20 protein-coding genes and 2 pseudogenes are annotated in these 22,311 nt (G+C 59.4%); 16 read left to right on the top strand and 6 right to left on the bottom strand.

What is annotated here, in order from left to right; translation table 11 throughout:
- Nucleotides 1–696 precede the first annotated feature (696 nt).
- The 6 genes from cysM to BLV61_RS09045 all read left to right on the top strand — a co-directional run bounded on the left by cysM (nucleotide 697) and on the right by BLV61_RS09045 (nucleotide 8,053).
- Nucleotides 697–1,599: a cysteine synthase CysM gene (gene cysM / locus BLV61_RS09070; protein WP_047532238.1), complete on the top strand. Its 903-nt coding sequence runs from the start codon at nucleotides 697–699 to the stop codon at nucleotides 1,597–1,599.
- Nucleotides 1,599–2,951 (top strand): 23S rRNA (uracil(1939)-C(5))-methyltransferase RlmD, encoded by a 1,353-nt coding sequence (rlmD, locus tag BLV61_RS09065; protein ID WP_047532236.1) that lies wholly within the window; start codon nucleotides 1,599–1,601, stop codon nucleotides 2,949–2,951. Before cysM ends, rlmD begins: the two co-directional genes overlap by 1 nt.
- A gap of 131 nt (nucleotides 2,952–3,082) precedes the next feature.
- On the top strand, nucleotides 3,083–5,326 hold the full coding sequence (gene relA / locus BLV61_RS09060; RefSeq protein ID WP_047532234.1) for a GTP diphosphokinase: 2,244 nt from the start codon (nucleotides 3,083–3,085) through the stop codon (nucleotides 5,324–5,326).
- Nucleotides 5,327–5,464: 138 nt separating this feature from the next.
- Complete coding sequence (mazG, locus tag BLV61_RS09055; protein WP_047532232.1) at nucleotides 5,465–6,298, top strand: nucleoside triphosphate pyrophosphohydrolase; 834 nt, start codon at nucleotides 5,465–5,467, stop codon at nucleotides 6,296–6,298.
- Between the two features lie 28 nt (nucleotides 6,299–6,326).
- Nucleotides 6,327–6,869, top strand: coding sequence for a DUF2058 domain-containing protein (locus tag BLV61_RS09050; RefSeq protein WP_007988773.1), 543 nt, complete (start codon nucleotides 6,327–6,329; stop codon nucleotides 6,867–6,869).
- 236 nt (nucleotides 6,870–7,105) lie between these two features.
- Nucleotides 7,106–8,053 (top strand): hypothetical protein, encoded by a 948-nt coding sequence (locus BLV61_RS09045; protein WP_090464326.1) that lies wholly within the window; start codon nucleotides 7,106–7,108, stop codon nucleotides 8,051–8,053.
- Nucleotides 8,054–8,115: 62 nt separating this feature from the next.
- Here the strand turns inward: BLV61_RS09045 and BLV61_RS09040 are convergent, their stop codons facing one another.
- The 6 genes and pseudogenes from BLV61_RS09040 to BLV61_RS09015 all read right to left on the bottom strand — a co-directional run.
- The gene (locus tag BLV61_RS09040; protein ID WP_047532226.1) at nucleotides 8,116–8,304 is read right to left on the bottom strand and encodes a hypothetical protein; all 189 of its coding nucleotides are present in this window, start codon (nucleotides 8,302–8,304) and stop codon (nucleotides 8,116–8,118) included.
- A gap of 399 nt (nucleotides 8,305–8,703) precedes the next feature.
- The gene (gene fabB / locus BLV61_RS09035) at nucleotides 8,704–9,924 is read right to left on the bottom strand and encodes a beta-ketoacyl-ACP synthase I (RefSeq protein ID WP_047532224.1); all 1,221 of its coding nucleotides are present in this window, start codon (nucleotides 9,922–9,924) and stop codon (nucleotides 8,704–8,706) included.
- 11 nt (nucleotides 9,925–9,935) lie between these two features.
- The gene (gene fabA / locus BLV61_RS09030; RefSeq protein ID WP_047532222.1) at nucleotides 9,936–10,451 is read right to left on the bottom strand and encodes a 3-hydroxyacyl-[acyl-carrier-protein] dehydratase FabA; all 516 of its coding nucleotides are present in this window, start codon (nucleotides 10,449–10,451) and stop codon (nucleotides 9,936–9,938) included.
- A gap of 247 nt (nucleotides 10,452–10,698) precedes the next feature.
- Nucleotides 10,699–12,600, bottom strand: coding sequence for an ATP-binding protein (locus tag BLV61_RS09025; RefSeq protein ID WP_090464323.1), 1,902 nt, complete (start codon nucleotides 12,598–12,600; stop codon nucleotides 10,699–10,701).
- The gene (locus BLV61_RS09020; RefSeq protein ID WP_425272117.1) at nucleotides 12,597–13,526 is read right to left on the bottom strand and encodes an ABC transporter substrate-binding protein; all 930 of its coding nucleotides are present in this window, start codon (nucleotides 13,524–13,526) and stop codon (nucleotides 12,597–12,599) included. Before BLV61_RS09020 ends, BLV61_RS09025 begins: the two co-directional genes overlap by 4 nt.
- A 45-nt stretch (nucleotides 13,527–13,571) precedes the next feature.
- A pseudogene (locus BLV61_RS09015) lies at nucleotides 13,572–13,793 on the bottom strand (TonB-dependent receptor); the annotation flags it as partial.
- Nucleotides 13,794–14,036: 243 nt separating this feature from the next.
- On the opposite strand from BLV61_RS09015, the gene BLV61_RS09010 reads away from it, so the two are divergent.
- The 10 genes and pseudogenes from BLV61_RS09010 (at nucleotide 14,037) to BLV61_RS08965 (ending at nucleotide 22,230) form a co-directional block, all read left to right on the top strand.
- Complete coding sequence (locus BLV61_RS09010) at nucleotides 14,037–15,062, top strand: NAD(P)H-dependent glycerol-3-phosphate dehydrogenase (RefSeq protein ID WP_047532214.1); 1,026 nt, start codon at nucleotides 14,037–14,039, stop codon at nucleotides 15,060–15,062.
- 30 nt (nucleotides 15,063–15,092) lie between these two features.
- On the top strand, nucleotides 15,093–15,440 hold the full coding sequence (locus BLV61_RS09005) for a DUF4389 domain-containing protein (protein ID WP_090464318.1): 348 nt from the start codon (nucleotides 15,093–15,095) through the stop codon (nucleotides 15,438–15,440).
- Nucleotides 15,437–15,892: a phosphohistidine phosphatase SixA gene (gene sixA / locus BLV61_RS09000; RefSeq protein WP_047532211.1), complete on the top strand. Its 456-nt coding sequence runs from the start codon at nucleotides 15,437–15,439 to the stop codon at nucleotides 15,890–15,892. Before BLV61_RS09005 ends, sixA begins: the two co-directional genes overlap by 4 nt.
- A 126-nt stretch (nucleotides 15,893–16,018) precedes the next feature.
- Nucleotides 16,019–17,686 (top strand): AMP-binding protein, encoded by a 1,668-nt coding sequence (locus BLV61_RS08995; RefSeq protein ID WP_090464315.1) that lies wholly within the window; start codon nucleotides 16,019–16,021, stop codon nucleotides 17,684–17,686.
- 32 nt (nucleotides 17,687–17,718) lie between these two features.
- A complete protein-coding gene (locus tag BLV61_RS08990; protein ID WP_090464312.1) occupies nucleotides 17,719–18,162 on the top strand; it encodes a hotdog fold thioesterase in 444 nt (147 codons plus the stop codon).
- A 225-nt stretch (nucleotides 18,163–18,387) separates the two neighbouring features.
- Nucleotides 18,388–19,194 carry an alpha/beta fold hydrolase gene (locus tag BLV61_RS08985; protein ID WP_047532205.1) on the top strand — a complete coding sequence of 269 codons (807 nt, stop codon included), beginning with the start codon at nucleotides 18,388–18,390 and terminating at the stop codon, nucleotides 19,192–19,194.
- The gene (locus tag BLV61_RS08980; RefSeq protein WP_090464309.1) at nucleotides 19,191–20,045 is read left to right on the top strand and encodes an alpha/beta hydrolase; all 855 of its coding nucleotides are present in this window, start codon (nucleotides 19,191–19,193) and stop codon (nucleotides 20,043–20,045) included. Before BLV61_RS08985 ends, BLV61_RS08980 begins: the two co-directional genes overlap by 4 nt.
- A 50-nt stretch (nucleotides 20,046–20,095) precedes the next feature.
- Nucleotides 20,096–20,248, top strand: a pseudogene (locus tag BLV61_RS08975) (thioredoxin domain-containing protein); the annotation flags it as partial.
- A 53-nt stretch (nucleotides 20,249–20,301) separates the two neighbouring features.
- Nucleotides 20,302–21,108: a DUF4892 domain-containing protein gene (locus BLV61_RS08970; RefSeq protein ID WP_047532199.1), complete on the top strand. Its 807-nt coding sequence runs from the start codon at nucleotides 20,302–20,304 to the stop codon at nucleotides 21,106–21,108.
- Nucleotides 21,109–21,177: 69 nt separating this feature from the next.
- Nucleotides 21,178–22,230, top strand: coding sequence for an AI-2E family transporter (locus BLV61_RS08965; RefSeq protein WP_047532198.1), 1,053 nt, complete (start codon nucleotides 21,178–21,180; stop codon nucleotides 22,228–22,230).
- Nucleotides 22,231–22,311: the final 81 nt, after the last annotated feature.

Below are 22,311 nucleotides of genomic sequence, written 5' to 3'. Positions count from 1 at the left end.
TGTCTTTGTGTATTAAGCGTATTCTCGTGGCGTACCCTGTAAGTCCCCAGCGGGCCAAGTACTGAAGCAGTATTGCCACGGCCGCCGGCGACTTGAGTCCAGGTTGAACCAGTTTGTCTATCAATGTATAGCTTTGGGGCAGAGCCAGCGCCTGAGGCGGTAATAGTGGCGGAAATGTTGGCCTGCCGACATCCGTTTGCACTGGTAATCGTAAAAGGGCCTTGTGCTATAACGAACGAGTTGGCGGGTACAGACCCGTTGTAGGTATTAAGAATGCTAATACATACTGCTGAAGCTTGAGTGCTCGCCAACATCAGGCTGGCGAGGGAAAGCGAAAAAAGTGTTTTCATCTAAGTGCTCATTTGAAGTAGTTGCCAATGTGATGGGTGTCGCGAAACCGTATGAAGTGCATATTTCGCGTTACAAAAGACTATCCATGAAAAGCATTGCCAACTAGTTCATGCATGTCGTCATGAGTTGCAGGAAATTTCTGATGGAGTGAGTTTTTCGGTGATAGGGGTCGAGGGCGGATGATGGCTATTTAATGACATCCACCCTGTGCCTGTTCCCGTCAAAACGCGGGAGTCAAAATCATCCTTATACCCATAAGCCATAAGCACCACACTTTGCGTGATATGGCCTGACCCGGTTTGCCGGTATGATAGGCGCCCCCGCAGTCTGGATTGCGAATACGCCATGACCTTGCAGTACCCAACCATCGCCGATTGCGTCGGCAACACTCCGCTGGTCCGTTTGCAGCGCTTGCCCGGCACTACCAGCAACACCCTTTTGCTCAAGCTCGAAGGGAACAACCCGGCGGGTTCGGTCAAGGACCGTCCGGCGCTGTCGATGATCACTCGCGCCGAGCTGCGCGGGCAGATCCACGCCGGCGATACGCTGATCGAGGCGACCTCGGGTAATACCGGAATCGCGCTGGCCATGGCCGCCGCGATCAAGGGTTACAAGATGATCCTGATCATGCCGGACAACTCCAGCGCCGAACGCAAGGCGGCCATGACCGCCTACGGTGCCGAACTGATTCTGGTCAGTCAGGAAGAAGGCATGGAAGGCGCCCGCGACCTTGCCCAGCGCATGGAAGCCGAAGGCCGTGGCAAGGTGCTGGATCAGTTCGCCAACGGGGATAACCCTGAAGCGCACTACACCACCACCGGCCCGGAAATCTGGCGCCAGACCCAGGGCACCATCACCCATTTCGTCAGCTCCATGGGCACCACTGGCACGATCATGGGCGTCTCGCGCTATTTGAAAGAGCAGAGCGAGAGCGTGCAGATCATCGGCTTGCAGCCAATGGAAGGCTCGGCGATCCCGGGCATCCGTCGCTGGCCCCAGGAGTATCTGCCGAAGATCTACCAGGCCGATCGTGTGGACCGTATCGTCGACATGGCCCAAAGCGAAGCCGAAGACGTGACCCGTCGCCTGGCCCGCGAAGAAGGCATTTTCTGCGGCGTATCCTCGGGCGGTGCCGTGGCGGCAATGCTGCGTCTGTCCAAAGAAGTTGAAAACGCGGTGATCGTCGCGATCATCTGCGACCGTGGCGACCGTTACCTGTCGACCGGCATATTCGACGCGCCCAACTGATGGCCAAGCATGAGAGAGGCCTGCGCTTCCAGCCCACCGGCGGCAGCAAGGCCCCGCAAGTCCCGACCGGCAAAAAGCAGCGCCTGACCATCGAGCGCCTGGCCAATGACGGTCGCGGTATCGCGTTTTTCGAAGGCCGCACCTGGTTCGTCATCGGCGCGTTGGCCGGTGAAGAAATCGAGGCGCGCGTGCTCGGTGCCCACGGCAAAGTGGTCGAGGCACGCACCGAACGGGTGTTCAAGGCCAGCGAGCTGCGCCGCCCGATGCCGTGCGCCCATGCAGGGCGTTGCGGTGGCTGCAGCGTGCAGCATTTGCCACACAACGAACAACTTGCCCTGAAACAGCGCATGCTCGCCGAGCAATTGTCTAAGGTCGCTGGCGTCGAACCCGAAGAATGGGCGCCTCCTTTAAGCGGTCCGGAATTCGCTTATCGTCGCCGTGCCCGAGTGGCTGTGCGCTGGGACATGAAGGCGAAAAAACTCGAAGTGGGTTTCCGCGCCGCCGGCAGCCAGGACATCGTCGCCATCGATCAATGCCCGGTGCTGGTACAACCCTTGCAGCCCATCATGACCGGCTTGCCGGAAATGCTGCGGCGTTTGAGCAAACCCCAGGCGCTTGGCCATGTGGAGTTGTTCAGCGGTTCATCGCTGGCCGTGTTGCTGCGGCACATGGCGCCGTTGTCCGAAAGTGACATGACCATCCTCAAGGATTTCTGCGCGCTGCATGAAGCCCAGTTGTGGCTGCACGGTGACGGCGAGCCGCAACCGGTCGAGGCCGGCCAGTCGTTGGGCTATCGCCTGGAATCGTGGAATCTGGAGCTGGCCTATAGGCCCGGGGATTTCATTCAGGTCAACGCCGGAGTCAACGAAGCGATGGTCGCCCAGGCGCTGGAATGGTTGAAGCCGACAGCGGATGAACGGGTTCTCGACCTGTTCTGTGGCCTGGGCAACTTTGCCTTGCCGCTGGCGCAGTCCGTACGTGAGGTGGTAGCAGTGGAAGGTGTGCAGGTGATGGTCGAGCGGGCAGCCGCGAACGCCGTTAGCAATAATCTGCATAACGCGAAGTTTTTTCAGGCCGATTTATCCCAGCCTTTGACCGACGCCGAATGGGCCGCCGAAGGCTTTTGTGCGGTACTCTTGGACCCACCGCGTGACGGTGCTTTCGAGGTTGTGCGCAAGCTCAAATCTCTGGGCGCCGAACGGTTGGTGTATGTGTCTTGCAACCCGGCAACTCTGGCGCGCGACACGGTCGAATTGATCAAGCAGGGCTACCGGTTAAAACGTGCCGGGATTCTCGATATGTTTCCTCAGACGGCGCATGTCGAGGCCATGGCGTTATTTGAAGCGAGCTAGGATGCTCGTCTGGTCCGACTGGTCCGACTGGCCCGCCTGTGCAGCCGCGCACCAGCCCCGCGTGGGCTCACGGGCAACGAAGGTCAGCGATTTTGACGCATTGAATCTGCGTCGTAGGGAAGGTAAGCAAGATGGTACAGGTGAGAGCACACCAGCCGATCAACACCGACGGCAGTATCAATCTCGAGGCTTGGCTCGATCATGCGGTCAGTGTCGATCTGGCACTGGATCGCGAAGCCTTGAAAGAAGCCTGCGAGTACGCTCGCGAGGCCGAACAACAAGCCAATGCGGCGAAGAACCTGTGGTCGGAAGGAAACTCGAGTTTCCGCACCGGCCTTGAGATCGCCGAGATTCTCGCCGACCTCAAACTCGATCAGGATTCGCTGGTCGCCGCGGTCTTGTACCGTGGCGTACGCGAAGGCCAGATCCAATTGCCAGCGGTCAGCCAGCGCTTTGGTCCGGTGGTGGCCAAACTTATTGACGGCGTTCAACGCATGGCGGCGATCAGCGACAGCCTGAGCCCACGTAAATCCATGGTGATGGGCGCTCAGGGCCAGGTGGAAAACCTGCGCAAAATGCTCGTGGCCATGGTCGATGACGTTCGCGTCGCGCTGATCAAACTGGCGGAACGTACCTGTGCGATTCGTGCGGTAAAAACCGCCGATGACGAGAAGCGCAACCGCGTGGCACGTGAAGTCTTCGACATCTACGCGCCGCTCGCCCACCGTCTGGGTATCGGTCATATCAAATGGGAACTGGAAGACTTGTCCTTCCGTTACCTCGAGCCCGATCAGTACAAGCAGATCGCCAAGCTGCTCCATGAGCGGCGCCTGGATCGCGAGCGCTTCATCAGCGATGTGATGAGCCAGTTGAAAAACGAATTGCAGGCCACCGGTGTCGAGGCCGACATCAGCGGTCGGGCCAAACACATCTATTCGATCTGGCGCAAAATGCAGCGCAAGGGTCTGGAATTCAGCCAGATCTACGATGTGCGCGCCGTTCGCGTGTTGGTCCCGGAAATGCGCGACTGCTACACCGCGCTGGGTATCGTCCACACCCTGTGGCGGCACATTCCGAAAGAGTTCGACGACTACATCGCCAACCCCAAGGAGAACGGGTACCGCTCGCTGCACACGGCGGTGATCGGCCCGGAAGGCAAGGTGCTGGAAGTACAGATCCGCACCCACGCCATGCACGAAGAAGCCGAACTGGGTGTTTGCGCGCACTGGCGTTACAAAGGCACCGACGTCAAATCCGGCTCCAACCACTACGAAGAGAAGATTTCCTGGCTGCGTCAGGTGCTCGAGTGGCATGAAGAACTGGGCGACATCGGCGGCCTGGCGGAGCAGTTGCGGGTCGATATCGAACCCGATCGGGTCTACATCTTCACCCCTGACGGTCACGCCATCGACTTGCCGAAGGGCGCGACGCCGCTGGACTTCGCCTACCGCGTGCACACCGAGATCGGTCACAACTGCCGTGGCGCCAAGATCAACGGGCGCATCGTGCCGCTCAACTACAGCCTGCAAACCGGTGAGCAGGTCGAGATCATCACCAGCAAGCACGGAACTCCGAGCCGGGACTGGCTGAACCCGAACCTGGGTTACGTCACCACGTCACGGGCGCGAGCGAAGATCGTTCACTGGTTCAAATTGCAGGCGCGCGACCAGAACGTCGCCGCCGGCAAGACCCTGCTGGAGCGTGAGCTCAATCGCCTCGGCCTGCCGCAGGTGGATTTCGACAAGCTGGCCGACAAGGCCAACATGAAGACTGCCGACGACATGTTCGCCGCTCTCGGCGCTGGCGATCTGCGCCTGGCGCAACTGGTCAACCTGGCGCAGCAACTGGTCGAGCCGGAGCGGGGCAACGAGCAGCTGGAACTGATTCCGCGCAAGGCCACCGGTTACAAGCCGGGCAAGCGCGGCGATATCCAGATCCAGGGCGTCGGCAACCTGATGACCCAGATGGCGGGTTGCTGCCAACCGTTGCCGGGCGATGCGATCGTCGGTTACATCACCCAGGGCCGTGGCGTGAGCATTCACCGCCAGGACTGCGCCTCGGTGCTGCAACTGGCCGGGCGCGAGCCAGAGCGAATCATCCAGGTCAGCTGGGGGCCGGTGCCGGTGCTCACTTACCCGGTGGACATCGTCATTCGCGCTTACGACCGCTCCGGTCTGCTGCGTGACGTTTCGCAGGTGCTGCTCAACGAGCGCATCAACGTGCTGGCGGTCAACACACGCTCGAACAAAGAGGACAACACCGCACTGATGTCCCTGACCATCGAGATTCCGGGCCTGGATGCGCTGGGGCGGTTGCTGGGGCGGATTTCCCAGTTGCCGAACATTATTGAGACCCGGCGTAACCGTACGCCATAAAACGGGAGCGCTTCACTGTAGGAGCGAGCCTGCTCGCGATGGACGTTAACGATGACGCGTGCTGTCTGGATGAACGCACCGCCCTCTGATCCATCGCGAGCAGGCTCGCTCCCACAGGGAGCGGACAGAGATTGAACGATGTATTCACTCGAAGACCTGCTGCACCTCATGAACCGCCTGCGCGACCCGCAGTACGGTTGCCCGTGGGACATCAAGCAAACCTACGCCACCATCGTTCCACATACCCTTGAGGAAGCCTACGAGGTCGCCGACGCCATCGAGCGTGGTGATTTCGATCACCTGCAGGGAGAGTTGGGCGATCTGCTGTTCCAGGTGGTTTATTACAGCCAACTGGCCCGGGAAGAAGGGCGTTTCGAATTCGCCGGTGTGGTCGACAGCATTACCCGCAAGCTGATTCGCCGGCATCCACACGTGTTCCCCACCGGTGATCTGTATGCGCCGCTGGATGTCCCGCGCCTGAATGAAGAGCAGGTCAAACAGCGCTGGGAGGCCATCAAGGCTGAAGAGCGTGCGGAGAAATCTTTGGCGCCCGAACAGCTGTCCTTGCTCGACGATGTCCCGGCTGCACTGCCGGCATTGTCGCGTTCCGCCAAATTGCAGAAGCGAGCAGGGCAGGTCGGTTTCGACTGGCCGGATGCCTTGCCGGTGCTGGATAAAGTCCGTGAAGAGCTCGATGAAATCCTGGAGGCGATGGCTGACAATGACCCGGCAGCGATTGCCGATGAAGTCGGCGATCTGTTGTTTTCAGTGGTGAATCTGGCGCGCCATCTCAAGGTCGATCCGGAAACCGCACTGCGGAGCGCCAACGGCAAGTTCGAAAGACGTTTCCGTTTTATCGAACAGGCATTGCGCGACACCCATCGTCCCATGGAAGATTGCACCCTCGAAGAGTTGGACGCCCTGTGGGGTGAAGCCAAACGCCAGGAAAAGAATTTGCCCAACTGCGGTTGAGCAGTTGCCTAAGTGAGTAATAAGCACCATGAGCATTTCCCTTCGCGACCAGTTGCTCAAAGCAGGGCTGGTCAACCAGAAGCAAGCCAAGCAGGTCAGCAAGGACAAACAGAAGCAGCAGCGCCTTGCCCACAAGGGCCAGATTGAGCTCGACGATTCCCAGCAGCGCGCGGCACAGGAAGCCATGGCCGAGAAAGTCAAGCGCGACCAGGAGCTCAACCGTCAGCAGCAGGAAAAGGCCGAGGCCAAGGCCCGTGCCGCACAGGTCAAGCAATTGATCGAAGTCTCGCGCCTGCCGAAACTGACGACCGAGGATTACTACAACTTCGTCGACGACAAGAAGGTCAAGCGCATCTCCGTCAACACCCTGATGCGTAACAAACTCAGCAGCGGTTCGTTGGCCATCGTTCATCATGCCGGTGGTTATGAAGTGATTCCGCGCGAAGCAGCGCTGAAGATCCAGGAGCGCGACCCACAGCGCATCGTGCAGTTGAACGTGCAAACCGAAGAAGTCAGCGTTGAAGATGATCCGTACGCAGCGTACAAGATTCCTGATGATTTGATGTGGTAATCGATTCGTTGTTCTATTGGCTTTAAATGTTTGCTGGTAATTTGCGTCATTAATAAATTGAGCCCGAAAGATTGTATCGATACGATCTTTCGGGTTTTCTTTTACCAAAAAATAACCTTCGTTAAATGGCGTTCATCGACGGCTCTCGGTTTGAGAACGCGACGGCAGTTATAGGTGTGGGCGTGCTGTGTGAAAGGGAACAAATGGAATGAACTAAAATAAACAAGGATTTATCAATGCAAGTCAGTATTGCTTCATTACGCCAGCCAACTTTTAAGTCCCAGTTCTCCAAGGCGCGAAAGCCTGGGCAGGTCATAGACGATTATCTGACCAGTGAACTGGACGCCCGGATTGAATATCTGCGACGCAAGATACGGATCGCCGCCAAAGCAGCCCGTGCAGATCATGCCGGCGCCGACTGGCTTTTCTTTACGTTACCGGAGTTTTTCTGGAACGTGCCATGGCATGAGGTTCGCAGCGAAGCAGAACTTCATCAGTTGAACTCGGCCTATCTGGACAAGATCCCTGAGTATGTCGTGTCATTAATGAAAGATCTGCCGGCTGAGCAATACGGCAAGATGGTTTTTCTGGGGGGGAGTTGTGCGACCCTCATCAAGGTCGGTGAGGGGGAGTCTGGTTACTACGAGGTCATTAATTATTTACTGGCGATGAGTAACAAAGAATATGAAGTTGACGTTCCTTTAATCTCGATGTGGCCAAAGCGTTATGTGTCAGGTATCGATTTCGGCAAAAATGTCGGGTCCAGGGACGGTTATTGGTTCTTTAAACTCTTCGATGAAGTCATCGTCAGGGTAAAAAATGTCAGTAGCGTGCGAGCCGAGCATAGTTATTTCGGTGGGTATGAAGGCAATTTCATTAACAGTCTGGTTCCAGGGTGCCCGTTCGGTATTAACCTGTGCCTGGATTACGCCGCGCTGAAAGGCGGGGAGCGCGAGAAAGAGATTGAACTGACAGGGGTGAAAATCGACTTTTTGATTGCCTGTGGCATGGATTTCGACTTCAGCAAGCGTCACCCGTCCTCGGTCCAGTACTCGATCCGCAATGACGGCATGGGGGACGGAAAGTGCGAAGTGGTGAAGCTTGAGGGTGGTCGGATCGTCAGTATTGTCCCTTCGGTAGTCATTGACGACTCCCTTCATCTGTCGGTGCTTCACATTGAATGAGTCGTGTCAGCTGGTTGCAGCCTGCCCGGAAAGGACAGGCTGCACGACGTTGGCGTCTGACTTCAACCGATTGCGAGCTCGCGTTTGCGCTCCAGCGATTCCAGTTCGGCTCTGTAGTTTTGTGCGTCGGTCTCGGAGTGGAACATCCCGACCAGCATGTCTTGTTGGTGTACATCCCACATCCGGATTCCGGCGGCTACGCCTTCGTGGGATTTATGTGAATCGTCGCGTTCAGTTACTTTGACAGTCATCTGCTAGCTCCAATCTCGGTTATCTGCAGCAAGGCGTGTGCAGGACTTTGTTATATATTTTGTTAGCTTGCTAAGTAAATGACAAAATTTGGTAACAGTCTTTTGCAAAATCAGACAAAGTCTCGCAGGCCTTGCAGTCTGCGACATTCAGCCGCAGCCCCTTGAGTTTCATGACAAAAGCTTCATGTTCGCCTTGAAGAAAACCGCTGATTAACGCTGGCCAAAATCCCCTGGGGGACCGAGCTCGCGGGTATTGAGGGCGTGTCAGTCGACATCATTGTTGCGTGGCTAAACCGCATCGCCAGCAAGCTCGCTCCTGCAGGTGTTTACGTTTTCCAGGCAAAAAAAAACGCCCCGAACCAGTCGGGGCGTTTTCGTATGCGTCGAAGCGACGGGGTATTACTTACCCTGCCAGCGCTTCAGTACCAGCGTGGCGTTGGTGCCACCGAAACCGAAGCTGTTGCTCATTACGGTGTTGACCGCGACATCTTCGCGAGTTTTGGTCAGGACTGGCAGGTCAGCCACTTCCGGGTCCAGCTCGTCGATGTTGGCGGAACCCGCCATGAAGTTGCCTTCCATCATCAGCATGCAGTAGATCGCTTCGTGAACGCCGGCGGCGCCCAGGGAGTGACCTGACAGGCTCTTGGTAGAGCTGATGGCCGGCGCCTTGTCACCAAAGACTGCGCGCACACCTTTCATTTCCGCGACGTCGCCGACCGGAGTCGAGGTGCCGTGGGTGTTCAGGTAGTCGATCGGAGCATCAACGGTGGACATGGCCATCTGCATGCAGCGGATGGCGCCTTCGCCGCTTGGGGCGACCATGTCGTAGCCGTCGGAGGTCGCGCCGTAGCCAACGATTTCCGCGTAGATCTTCGCGCCACGGGCCAGAGCGTGTTCCAGTTCCTCAACCACGACCATGCCGCCACCACCGGCGATCACGAAACCGTCACGGTCGGCGTCGTAGGCACGGGAGGCTTTTTCCGGGGTGTCGTTGCGCTTGCTGGACAGTGCGCCCATGGCGTCGAACAGGAACGACTGGCTCCAGTGTTCTTCTTCACCGCCGCCGGCGAATACGATGTCCTGCTTGCCCATCTGGATCTGTTCCATGGCGGTACCGATGCAGTGAGCACTGGTGGCGCAGGCGGAAGCGATGGAGTAGTTCAGGCCCTTGATCTTGAATGGCGTGGCCAGGCAAGCGGAAACGGTGCTGCTCATGGTCCGCGTTACGCGGTACGGGCCGACGCGCTTGACGCCTTTCTCGCGCAAAATGTCCAGCGCTTCCATCTGGTTCAGCGTGGAGGCGCCACCGGAACCGGCGATCAGCCCGGTACGCGGATTGGACACTTGCTCTTCGGTCAGGCCGGAGTCAGCGATGGCATCTTTCATGGCCAGGTAGGCGTAAGCCGCCGCGTGGCCGACGAAGCGATAGATCTTGCGATCGATCAGCTCTTCGAGGGGGAGGTCGATGGAGCCGGAAACCTGGCTACGCAGACCCATTTCAGCATATTCCGGGTTGAACCGGATGCCAGGGCGGCTTGCACGCAGGTTAGCGGAGACGGTCTCTTTGTCATTGCCCAGGCACGAAACAATGCCCAGACCAGTGATAACGACGCGGCGCATGCGGATAACCCTTAGAAGTTGTCAGTGGAGGTGAAAACGCCGACCCGGAGGCCTTCGGCGGTGTAGATCTCGCGACCGTCGACAGTGACCGAACCATCAGCGATGGCCAGGTTCAGCTTGCCCTTGAGCACGCGTTTGATATGGATGTTGTAGGTCACTTTCTTGGCGGTCGGCAGGACCTGGCCGAAGAATTTCACTTCGCCCGAACCCAAGGCGCGACCGCGGCCTGGCAGGCCTTGCCAGCCGAGGAAAAAGCCGACCAGTTGCCACATGGCGTCAAGGCCCAGGCAGCCTGGCATCACCGGATCACCTTCGAAGTGGCAGGCGAAAAACCACAGGTCCGGAGTGATATCCAGCTCGGCGACCAATTCACCTTTGCCGTACTTGCCACCCTCTTCGCTGATCAGGGTGATGCGATCAACCATCAGCATGTTGGGGGCGGGCAGTTGCGCGTTACCTGGGCCGAACAGCTCACCGCGACTGCAGCGCAGCAGGTCTTCCCGGGTAAAGGCTTTTTGTTTGGTCATGCGAGCTCCTCAATAGTCCCATGCGGCAGGTGGGGCAAATCTTCCCGGCCGATCGAAGCGTTCATGCCTCGAGCCGGCAGCCTACTCATAGACTATTGCGTTGTGGTGAAAGTCACAGCACCAAGGACATGAATGTACACTTGTGCACTGAAATTTTTATTCAAGCCCCTTTTCGGGCCTGTTCGGGTGCCTAAGACTGCCGCACTTTCGCGTTTCACGCCAGTCGCAGATGCTTCAAAGGCCTGTACTACTGCACCCAGCGCTGCAGAATTTGCTGAAGATCAATACGTTTGAAGGGCTTGGCCAGGTAATCGTTCATCCCTGCCGATAAACAGGCTTCCCGGTCGCCCTGCAAGGCATTGGCGGTCAGGGCGATGATCGGCAGATCGGTACAGCCGGGCAGTTGGCGGATCTGTCGGGTGGCTTCGTAGCCGTCGATGATCGGCAGTCGGCAGTCCATCAGGATCGCTTCGAAGATCAGGCTCTCGGCACTGCGAACAGCCTGCGCGCCATCGACGGCGACGCTGACGGTAAAGCCCAGGCTGCGCAACATGGCTTCGATGACGGTCTGATTGACCGGGTTGTCCTCGACCAGCAACACATTGCGTCCTTCACCATCGCCATTGCCACTCGGCGCGCGCGAAGACAGCACGGGCAGCGGCTGTTGATAGAGCGCCAGCGGGATTTCCAGGGTGAACACCGAGCCTCGACCTTCTTCGCTCTGGGCACGCAAGGTGCCGCCCATGCGTTCGGCGAGGGTGCGGGCTATCGGCAAGCCCAGGCCGGTGCCGCCGTAACGCCTTGAAATAGAACTGTCGGCCTGCTGGAACGCATTGAACATCAATTCCAGGCTTTCGGGCGAAATGCCGATCCCGCTGTCGCGAACGGTGCAGGTGAACCACAACAATTGGTGATCCAGTGATTGCCACTGGGATTCGATGGTCACCCGGCCCTGCTCGGTGAACTTCAACGCGTTGCCGACCAGGTTGACCAGAATCTGCCGGATGCGCGTCGGGTCGCCCTGAACCTGCAACCCCCGCATGTCTTCGGGGATCTGCAGCTGCAGATCGAGCCCGCGCTGCGCGGCGCTGTGCTGGAACGACTGGGCGCACGCAGCGATCAGGTCCGCGAGGTTGAACGGAATATGTTCCAGCTCCAGTTCCGAGCGTTCTATACGCGAGAAATCCAGAATATCGTTGATGACTTTCAACAGGTGTTCGGTGGATTCCGAGGCCAGTGCCGCGTATTCGACCTGCTCTTCAGTCATGTCAGTGGTTTCCAGCAACTGCAGCATGCCCAGCACGCCATTCATGGGCGTGCGCAGTTCGTGGCTCATCATCGCGAGGAAATCCGACTTGGCATTGTTGGCCTTTTCCGCTTCCTCGCGGGTCTTGATCAGTTGCGCCATTGCCTGTTGCTGTTTGCGGCTGGCCTGTTCGAGGCCGCTGGCGAGGTTGTTGATGTGTTGTGACAGGGCGCCCAGCTCGGTGTCATCGACGATGGGCAGGGGTGTTTTGAAGTCGCCGTTCTGAATCGCCTTGACCGCATCGCCGATGTCGCGGATCGGTTGCGACAGGCTCCCTGCCAGACGCCGGGCGATCAGGAAGGTAAACAACAGTGCGAACAGCGCCAGGATGCCGGCCTTGAGCAGGATTTCCTGCTGGCGCTGACTGAATGCATCACTGGACAGACCGACGATGACCCGGCCCAGATAGTCTTCGGCGGGAGCCGTAGCCGTGCTCTTGCCACTCTGGAAAAAATCATTGTGCAGCGGCACCCGTTGCAGCCGCACCGGTGCCTGGAACACTTCGACCTGATGCGGGCGATTGTGGTTTTCCGACGGTTGTTCGACGTACGCCAGAATCCGGTTGGCGCTGTCCTGGATTTCCAGGAAGCGCACATGGGGCGTGGCCAGCGAGGCCTTGAGCAGGCTTTCGAGCACCTCGTTGTTGCCGGAAATCACTCCGTATTCGGTCGCCGGGGCCAGTTGGTTGGCGATCAACTGGCCGGTGTGGTTGAGCTCCTGGCGCAGGTCCTGGATCCGCACGAACGTGAAGAAGGTGATTAACAGCAGTGTCAGCAGCAGGGCAGGGCCGAGACTGATGAGCTGGGTCCGGGTATTGATGTCCCAGCGACGACGGAAGCTCATGGGTGACGTTCTCCTTCAGCCAACAGTGCTGCGACAGACGCTTCATTGATCTGTTCAATACCTAGCGAGCGAGCCACCTGTGCGTTGCTTGAAACTTTGAAGCGCGACGGGTAGTGCGAGCGTGGCCAACTGGCGGGTGGCTGGTCGAGCAGGTTGTCGAGGGTCGCCAGCCAATCGCTCTGATCACTGTAGGTGCTGGCCAGGCTCCCGGCCTTTACGAACCCGGCATTGGGGCCGATCAGCGCCAGTTGCCGGGCATAGCTGCTGAGTAACAGGTTTTTCGCGGTTTTCGGGTTGTACAGGTCTGGATCGTCGAGGCCCAGCAACACATCGCTGTTTTTCAGCAACGCTTGCAGCGGACGGCTGTCGTGGGTGTTGTCCCAGCGCTCGGTGACCACCTCAAGGCCCAGTGGCAGAGCCGCCTGGCGCAATTCTTTAAGCAGGAATTCACTGTGGTTGTCGTACAGCACGCCAACCCGTTTGACCTGAGGCAGGAGGATTCGGGCCAGGCGCAATTGGCGACCCGGCGGGGGATCGCTCCAGAGCAGGCTGAGGCGAGGCGCCAGGGTGTCACTCAGACGTTGCTGTGCTTGCAGTCGGCTGATGCGCAGCACCAGCGTCGGTGGGCCTTGGGTATCTTGCAGGCGCCAGTCGAGGCTCGGCAGGTCGAGCAGAATCACGCGGATATCGCCGTGAAGCTCGCCCGGTGGCGGAAGTTCGGCCACTGGTTGAAAGCGTACGTTGTCGCCCGGTCGCAGTTCGCGCAGGGCCTGGGTGAAGGATTGCACGCCGGGGCTGCCTTCAATACCGGTCAGCAGAATGTCTGCGGCCTGGACCATCGGGCTGTTCAGCCAGCCACTGACCACCAGGCACAACAGGGCCAGCAGGTGGCCGAAGGTAGGCGGCTTGCGGGTTCGGGCAGGCAGCACTTAAAACGCCAGCTCCGCACTGAAGTACATCGCTCGACGCTCGTCGTCGTAGAACAGCTTCATATCCATGGCCAGGCTCCATTCGGCGAAAAAACCGTTATAGCCCAGTTCGCGGGAGCGCATGTGTTCTTGATCGAGGTTGCCGGCGCCGCGCGTCTGGACGAAATAGCGGGCGCTGGACCGACCATGGGCTGCAGGGGGCAGGCGGGTGACCCGGTAGCGCCAGTTGACGTGGTTTTTGAACAGGTCCGGCGAGCTGAAGGCCAGCGCCAATACCCGCGGCGAGCGAGGTGAAGGGGAACCCAGGGGCACAACACTTCCTTGTTAGCGAGTGAAGGCGCGCATGTTAACCGAGCTGTACGACGTTTCTACTCACGATGTCAGCGTTTTCCACGGTTTTATCGGACTTTTTTGTGCGTGCGCCGCTAATTGACGCGGGGGCTGGCCGCCACTGGGCCGCTCCGTATAATGCCGACATCGCCACTGGTATGGATTAACGGATTGCATATGACTGAACAGCGCCCGATTGCGGTCCTGGGAGGCGGAAGTTTTGGTACCGCCGTGGCTAATCTGCTGGCCGAAAACGGTCATCAGGTCTTGCAGTGGATGCGTGACCCCGAGCAGGCCGAGGCCATCCGGGTCAATCGTGAGAACCCGCGTTACCTCAAAGGCATCAAGATTCTGCCCGGTGTGACACCGGTCACCGATCTGCAAGCCACCCTGGACGCCTGCGACCTGTGTTTCGTCGCGCTGCCGTCCAGCGCGTTGCGCTCGGTGCTGGCCCCGCATGCCGAGCGTTTGCGCGGCAAGTTTCTGGTCAGCCTGACCAAAGGCATCGAAGCCCACACCTTCAAACTGATGAGTGAGATCCTCGAGGAAATCGCTCCGCAAGCACGCATCGGCGTGTTGTCCGGGCCGAACCTGGCCCGCGAAGTCGCCGAGCACGCACTGACCGCCACCGTGGTCGCCAGTGAAGACGAAGAACTCTGTCAGCGGGTTCAGGCGGCGTTGCACGGGCGCACCTTTCGCGTGTATGCCAGCGCCGATCGTTTCGGTGTGGAGCTGGGCGGGGCGTTGAAAAACGTCTACGCGATCATCGCCGGCATGGCGGTGGCGCTGGGCATGGGGGAAAACACCAAGAGCATGCTGATCACCCGGGCATTGGCGGAAATGACCCGCTTCGCGGTGAATCAGGGTGCCAACCCAATGACGTTCCTGGGCCTGGCGGGCGTCGGCGATTTGATCGTCACCTGTTCATCGCCGAAAAGCCGCAACTATCAGGTCGGTTTCGCCCTCGGCCAGGGTTTGAGCCTGGACGAGGCGGTCAATCGCCTGGGCGAGGTCGCTGAAGGTGTCAACACTCTGAAAGTGCTCAAGGCCAAGGCTCAGGAGGTCGGCGTGTATATGCCGCTGGTCGCCGGGCTGCATGCGATCCTGTTCGAAGGGCGCACGCTGGAGCAGGTGATTGAGCTGCTGATGCGCGCCGAGCCGAAGACGGACGTCGATTTCATTTCCACCAGTGGCTTCAACTAAGCCCTCTATGAAACAGGAACGGAGCGAGACATGAGCGATCAAAAAGTACAAGCCAAATACGAGTCCATCCTGTTGCGGGTGCTGTGGATGGTCGTCTTCGTACTGGCCTGGCAAGTGGCGCAGTTCATCCTTGGCGCGGTGGTGCTGGTGCAGTTGATCTATCGTTTGATTTACGGCGCCCCGAACGCAACCTTGATGAATTTCGGCGACAGTCTGAGCCAGTTTCTGGCGCAGATCGGTCGTTTCGGCAGTTTTCACAGCGATCAGAAACCCTGGCCGTTCGCCGACTGGCCAACACCGCGTACGCCGGAAGGTGAAGCGCCGCACGCCGTGCCGCCAGCCCCGCATCCGGCTCGAGATGAGGAACCCAAGCTATGAAACTCTGGGTATTGCGTCATGGTGAGGCTGAACCTCACGGTTCCAAATCCCATGATTCGGAGCGGGCACTGACCGCTCACGGCCGTGAAGAAGTCCTGCGCAGCGCTGCGTTGTTGATCGGCCAGCCGCTCACCGCTATCTATGCCAGCCCTTATCTGCGAGCGCAGGAAACCGCGCAGCTTGTACGCGACGCACTGGGTTTCGAGCCGGAGATCCGTACCGTCGAGTGGCTGACGCCGGAAACCGATCCGGACAAAGTCGCCGAACAACTGGTGTCGGTGAGCAATGTCCTGCTGGTCAGCCACAACCCGCTGGTGGGTCACTTGCTGAGCTACCTGCAACATGGCGCCGGGTATCCGCCGGAGAAGGTCGGCACTGCCGGACTGGCTGAAATCAGCGGCGATGAGCTGCTGATCGGGTCGATGAAGCTCGCGGGCATCAAGCATCCGTAATGGCGTTGCTTTGCTTTATAGGCGCAGGGCTTCGAAGCAGCATGAAAAATTTTGTATGAAATAGCTAACCAAGCACTTGCTTGGTTAGCTACGCTTGCTCCAGAACAAAAATAAGGAGCGAGTCTCATGTCTGCTGCTTTTCGTTTGCCGCTGGATGTCTTCTACGAACGTGAGGCCCGTCATCCCCGACAGCGCTTTTTGGTTCAACCCATCGGCGGCGGACAGGTCGAGACACTGACATGGGCCGACGTCGGCCATCAAGCCCGCTGCGCCGCCCATTGGTTGCGTGCGCGGGAATTGCCCCAGGGCAGTCACATCGCGCTTATTTCAAAAAACTGCGCCCACTGGATCATTGCCGACCTGGCCATCTGGATGGCCGGCCATGTTTCCGTGCCGCTGTACCCCAACCTCACCGCCGAGTCCGTGGCCCAGGTGCTCAATCATTCGGAAGCGGCACTGGCCTTTATCGGCAAACTTGACGACTGGCCGGGCATGTCCCGTGGGGTCCGCGAAGATTTGCCGACGATCAGTCTGCCGTTGCATCCACCGGGCACCTTCGATTTCAGCTGGGCCGATCTGCAGCGCAGTTCGCCGATCCAGGACGACCCCAAACCCGCCGCCGATCAACTCGCGACCATCATTTACACCTCCGGCACCACCGGCATGCCCAAAGGCGTGATGCACAGTTTCGCCAACCTGGGATTTGCCACTACCCGAGGCACCCAATTATTCGGCCTCAATGAGTCGGACCGCTTGTTGTCCTACCTGCCGTTGTGCCATGTCGCTGAACGGATGTTCGTCGAACTGGCATCGATTTACACCGGCCAGACAGTGTTCTTTGCTGAAAGCCTCGACACCTTTCTCGACGACCTGCGTCGCGCACGGCCGACCGCGTTGTTCGGCGTGCCGCGAATCTGGACCAAATTCCAGATGGGCGTCTACAGCAAGATTCCGGCAAAACGCCTGGATTTTCTGCTCGGCCTGCCGATCGTCGGCAAACGAGTCGGGCACAAAGTCCTCGCCGGCCTGGGGCTGGATGCGTTGCGCGTGGCCCTCTCCGGCGCGGCGCCAGTGCCGCAGGCCTTGCTGTCGTGGTACCGCAAGCTCGGGCTGGATGTGCTCGAGGTCTATGGCATGACCGAGAGCTGCGGTTACTCGCACATTGGCCTGCCGGGTCAGAACAAACCGGGCTGGATCGGCAAGCCCTGTCCGGAGGTCGAGGTGCGCATCGACGATTCGGGCGAGGTCCTGGTCCGCAGCGGCGCGACCATGCTCGGCTATTTCAAGGAGCCGCAGAAAACCGCCGACACCATCACCGAGGATGGCTTCCTGCGCACCGGCGACAAGGGCGAGCAAGACGCCGAAGGCAACCTGCGCCTGACCGGGCGCCTGAAGGAAATCTTCAAGACCAGCAAAGGCAAATACGTGGCCCCGGCCCCCATCGAAAATCGTTTGGCGGTGCATTCGCGTATTGAGCAGGTGTGTGTAGTCGGCGATGGCCTGATTGCGCCACTGGGGTTGTGCGTATTGTCGGCGGTCGGGCAGCAGGATGCGGGCGGCGCGGCGCGCGCCGGCCTGCACTCAAGCCTGGAAAAGCTTTTGGATGAGGTCAATGGCGCCCTCGACAAGCACGAACGCTTGCGGCGCCTGGTGGTGGTCAAGGACAGCTGGGCGGTGGAAAACGGCTTCCTCACGCCGACCCTGAAAATCAAGCGCAACGTGATCGAAGCTGCATATGGCGCGCGCTTCGCGGAATGGAGCGAGCGCAGCGAGGCAGTGCTGTGGCAGGATTGAGTCACGAACAAAACCAACAAAGGAAGTCAGCGATGAGTTTGTGGCGCACCACTCCCAACATCGAGCAATTGAATGCCATCCAGAAAAACACCATTGGCGAAGTGCTGGATATCCGCTTCGAAGCCTTTGATGACGAGTCCCTGACGGCGAGCATGGTCATCGATCATCGCACCCATCAGCCTTACGGTCTTTTGCACGGCGGCGCTTCTGTGGTGCTGGCCGAGACGGTCGGCTCCATGGCCAGTTACCTGTGTATCGATACCAGCAAGTTTTACTGCGTGGGCCTGGAAATCAATGCCAACCATCTGCGTGGCCTGCGCAGCGGGCGGGTGACGGCGGTGGCCAAGCCGATTCACATCGGTCGCACGACCCATGTCTGGGACATTCGCCTGACCAGCGATGAGGGCAAGGCCAGTTGTGTGTCGCGGTTGACCATGGCAGTGGTGCCGCTGGGGCAAAATCCGCCGGCGCGTTGATCCAAGTATTGTGGCGAGGGTGCTTGCTCCCGTTGGGTCGCGAAGCGGCCCCAGTCACCTTGACCCGGGACATCTGCTCATGACGGCTGCTATGCATCCGTACGCGAGCAAGCCACAGGTTCATGGGTTTGACCGGACTGTCATCATTCCTGTCAGTTACGGTCATTGCTGCATGGCGCGGACTTACGGACAATCGAGCTCTGTTTTCGTTGATGGATCGTCGGTATGTCGCAGCAGATATTTTTCGCCCACGCCAACGGGTTTCCCTCGGGAACTTATGGCAAGTTGTTCGCGGCGCTGGCGCCCGAGTATCAGGTGACGCATCTGGAGCAGCACGCCCATGACCCGCGGTTCCCGGCGGATGACAATTGGTACAACCTGGTGGACGAATTGATCCATCATCTGGAGCAGCAGCCCGAACCGGTCTGGGGCGTCGGTCACTCCTTTGGCGGCGTACTGCATCAGCACGCGGCGTTGCGCTGCCCTCATCTCTATCGTGGCGTGGTGATGCTCGACTCGCCGGTGCTGACCCGTACCGATCAATGGGTTATCCGGGCCGCCAAGCGCTTCGGTTTCATCGATCGCCTGACCCCGGCCGGTCGCACCCTGGGACGGCGCGAAGAGTTCGCCGACCTGGAAAGCGCCCGGCGCTATTTCGCCGGCAAGACCCTTTTTCGCGGCTTCGATCCGGACTGCTTCGACGCCTATCTGCAACATGGTTTGCACAAGGTGGGCGACAAGCTGCGCCTGCGCTTCGACCCGGCCACGGAAATCAGTATCTACCGTGGCGTTCCCCACACCAGCCCTGGCCGAACACGGCAATTAAAAGTGCCGCTGGCGGTGGTTCGCGGGCGCAGCAGTCGGGTTGTGATGCGTCATCACGCCAGCTCGGTCGGGCGCATGCCATTGGGCGAATCCTTGACCGTGCCCGGTGGCCACATGTTTCCTCTGGAACGTCCGCAGGACACCGCGATGCTGCTGAAAAACCTGTTCAGCCGCTGGGACCGTCGCCGCCAACAGGATTGCGCATGAACCATGTCGTCGAAGAAGTACGCCTGACCCTGCCGCACATCGAACTGGCGGCGCACCTGTTCGGCCCCGAGGACGGCTTGCCGGTCATCGCCCTGCACGGTTGGCTGGACAACGCCAACAGCTTCGTGCGCCTGGCGCCCAAGCTCAAAGGTTTGCGCATCATCGCGCTGGACATGGCCGGGCACGGTCATTCCGGGCATCGACCGGCGGGGGCCGGTTATGCAATGTGGGACTACGCCCACGATGTGCTGCAAGTCGCCGAACAGCTTGGACTTAACCGGTTTGCGCTGTTGGGGCATTCCATGGGCGCGATCGCTTCCTTGATCATCGCCGGAGCGCTGCCGGAGCGCGTGACTCATCTGGCGTTGATCGACGGTGTCATTCCCCCTACAGACAAAGGCGAAAATGCCGCCGAGCGCATGGGCATGGCCCTGCAAGCGCAACTGGATCTGCGAGACAAACGCAAACCGGTTTACGCCACCCTCGATCGGGCCATCGAGGCGCGAATGAAGGGATTGGTAGCGGTCAGTCGCGAAGCCGCCGAACTGCTGGCGCAACGAGGGCTCATGCCCGTGCCGGGAGGTTACACCTGGCGCACGGACAACCGCCTCACGCTGCCATCGCCGCTTCGTCTCACTACCGAGCAGGCCATGGCCTTCGTTCAGCGGGTCAGTTGTCCCGCCAAGCTGGTGGTTGCCGCCGATGGCATGCTCGCCAAACATCCTGAGCTGCTGGAACGTCTACCCTTTAGCCGTGAACAGCTGCCAGGCGGCCACCATTTGCACCTGAATGACGCGTCCGGTGCCGATCTTGTCGCAGACTGTTTCAATCGGTTCTTCGCCGTTCCTTGACTTGCACCGGGCAACTGTCGAGGCTGGGCGGGTTGAAATGGGAGACAACCATGATAGATCTCTACACCGCTGCGACCCCGAATGGCCACAAGGTCTCTATCGTGCTCGAGAAACCCGACCTGCCCCGCACAGTGCAAGCGTCGAGTTTCAGCAAGGACAAGAAGGAACATAAGTCTGCACACTTTCTCAAGATCAACCCCGATGACGCCAGTGTCGTCAAGGGCGCCCAGGCCATGCTGATCCGATGAGCCTATCGATGCGTTCCCTCAACCTGCTGGCGCTTTGCTGTTTCAGTCCTCTGTTGTTTGCCGCCGATGTTCCAGGCAGTCAGGACCTGCCGATTCTGCCGCGCATGACCGATGCGCAGATCGTCGACTATCGCCCCGCAGCCGAACTCGAGCGGGTCTATCCGCTGGGTTCGATACGCAAGATCAGCGGTCAGTTGCGTTTTGACGGTCAGGTCAGCGCCCGTGGTAACGCCACGTCGGTGACCTACGAGTTGCCACCGGAACACTCGGCGACACAAGCCTTTACCGACGCCCGCGAAGCTTTGCAGAAGCAGGGCGCCCAGTTGCTGTTCTGGTGCCAGGCCCGTGATTGCGGCGAGAGCAGCCTGTGGGCCAACGAAGTGTTCGGCAACGCCAAACTCTATGGCTCCGATAACGAACAGGCGTATTTGCTGCTGCGACTGGCGGCTCCGAAGGACAATACCCTGGTGGCGCTTTACAGCATCACGCGGGGCAATCGCAAAGCCTATCTGCATGTCGAGCAGTTTGACGCCGCGGGTCCGCTGGGCGATTTGCTGCCGACATCCGCAACCTTGCTGCGCGAACTCAAAAGCACCGGCGAACTTGATTTCCCCAAACTGACAGACGTGCCTGACGAGGCCTGGCTGCGCTTGATCTCTCGTGGCCTGAATCTGGACACGACCCAGCGGATCAGTCTTTCCGGGCCGAAAGCCGAAGCCTGGCGTCAGGCATTGATCGAGCAGGGTGTACGGGCGGCGCGGATGGAAACCGGCAGCGTCGAAGGCTCTGGCCTGCATATTGAACTGCTGCGTTAAGCTTGATCGGGTGAACGCGTTCTGCGCGTTCGCCTACTCTTTTGCGAACTGACTTTTCTTGAGATTTCGATGATCAATAACGACCGGCTGTTGGTGCAGATCCTGCTCCTGGTGCTGTTTGGCGCAAGTTTCTGGGTAATGGCGCCGTTTTGGTCGGCGTTGTTCTGGGGCGCGGTGCTGGCATTTGCCAGTTGGCCACTGATGCGTTTGCTGACGCGCTGGCTTAACGGTCGCGAGTCCCTGGCGGCAGCCATATTGACCGTCGGCTGGATGTTGCTGGTGGCGGTGCCGTTGGTGTGGCTGGGGTTCAATCTGGCGGACCACGTGCGTGATGCCGTGTCATTCTTCAAGGACGTCCAGGTCGATGGCTTGCCTGAAGCCCCCGCCTGGCTCGGCAGTGTGCCCTTGGTGGGCACGCGACTGGTCGGAATCTGGAACAGTATCGATCAACAGGGCGCGGCGATGATGGTGTCGCTCAAACCTTATTTCGGGCAGGTCGGAAACTGGCTGTTGGCGCGTAGCGCGCAGATCGGCAGCGGCATCCTCGAGCTGACCTTGAGCATTGTCTTCGTGTTCTTTTTCTATCGGGACGGGCCACGATTGGCGGCGTTTGTTCATGGCTTGCTGGAGCGCCTGATCGGCAAGCGGGCGGGGTATTACATCGAACTGGTGGCGGGCACGGTGCAGCGGGTGGTGAACGGGGTGATCGGGACGGCGGCGGCCCAGGCGGTTCTGGCGCTGATCGGGTTCCTGATTGCCGGCGTACCCGGGGCTCTGGTACTCGGTATCGTGACTTTCCTGCTCAGCCTGATTCCCATGGGCCCGCCGCTGGTGTGGATTCCGGCCACGGCCTGGCTGGCCTGGAAAGGCGAGTACGGGATGGCGGTGTTCCTGGGCATCTGGGGCACATTCATCATCAGCGGCGTGGACAACGTGCTCAAGCCGTACCTGATCAGCCGAGGCGGCAATCTGCCGTTGGTGATTGTATTGCTGGGGGTGTTTGGCGGGTTGATTGCCTTCGGCTTCATCGGCCTGTTCATTGGCCCTACGCTGCTCGCGGTGGCGTACAGCTTGCTGACCGACTGGAGCAAAAGCCACTCGCGGGTCGAGGATCGTCGCTGATTCGAAAGGGATGGCGGGGGAGGAGAACACAGACTCGCGTTGGTCCATCGCACGGATGATGGGGGACAGACAAACCAACGC

The sequence above is a fragment of the Pseudomonas mohnii genome (genome assembly GCF_900105115.1).
GTDB classification, from domain to species: Bacteria; Pseudomonadota; Gammaproteobacteria; order Pseudomonadales; family Pseudomonadaceae; genus Aquipseudomonas; species Aquipseudomonas mohnii.
Note: the sequence above shows the minus strand (reverse complement) of the source record. Positions and strands in the feature narration are given on the sequence as shown.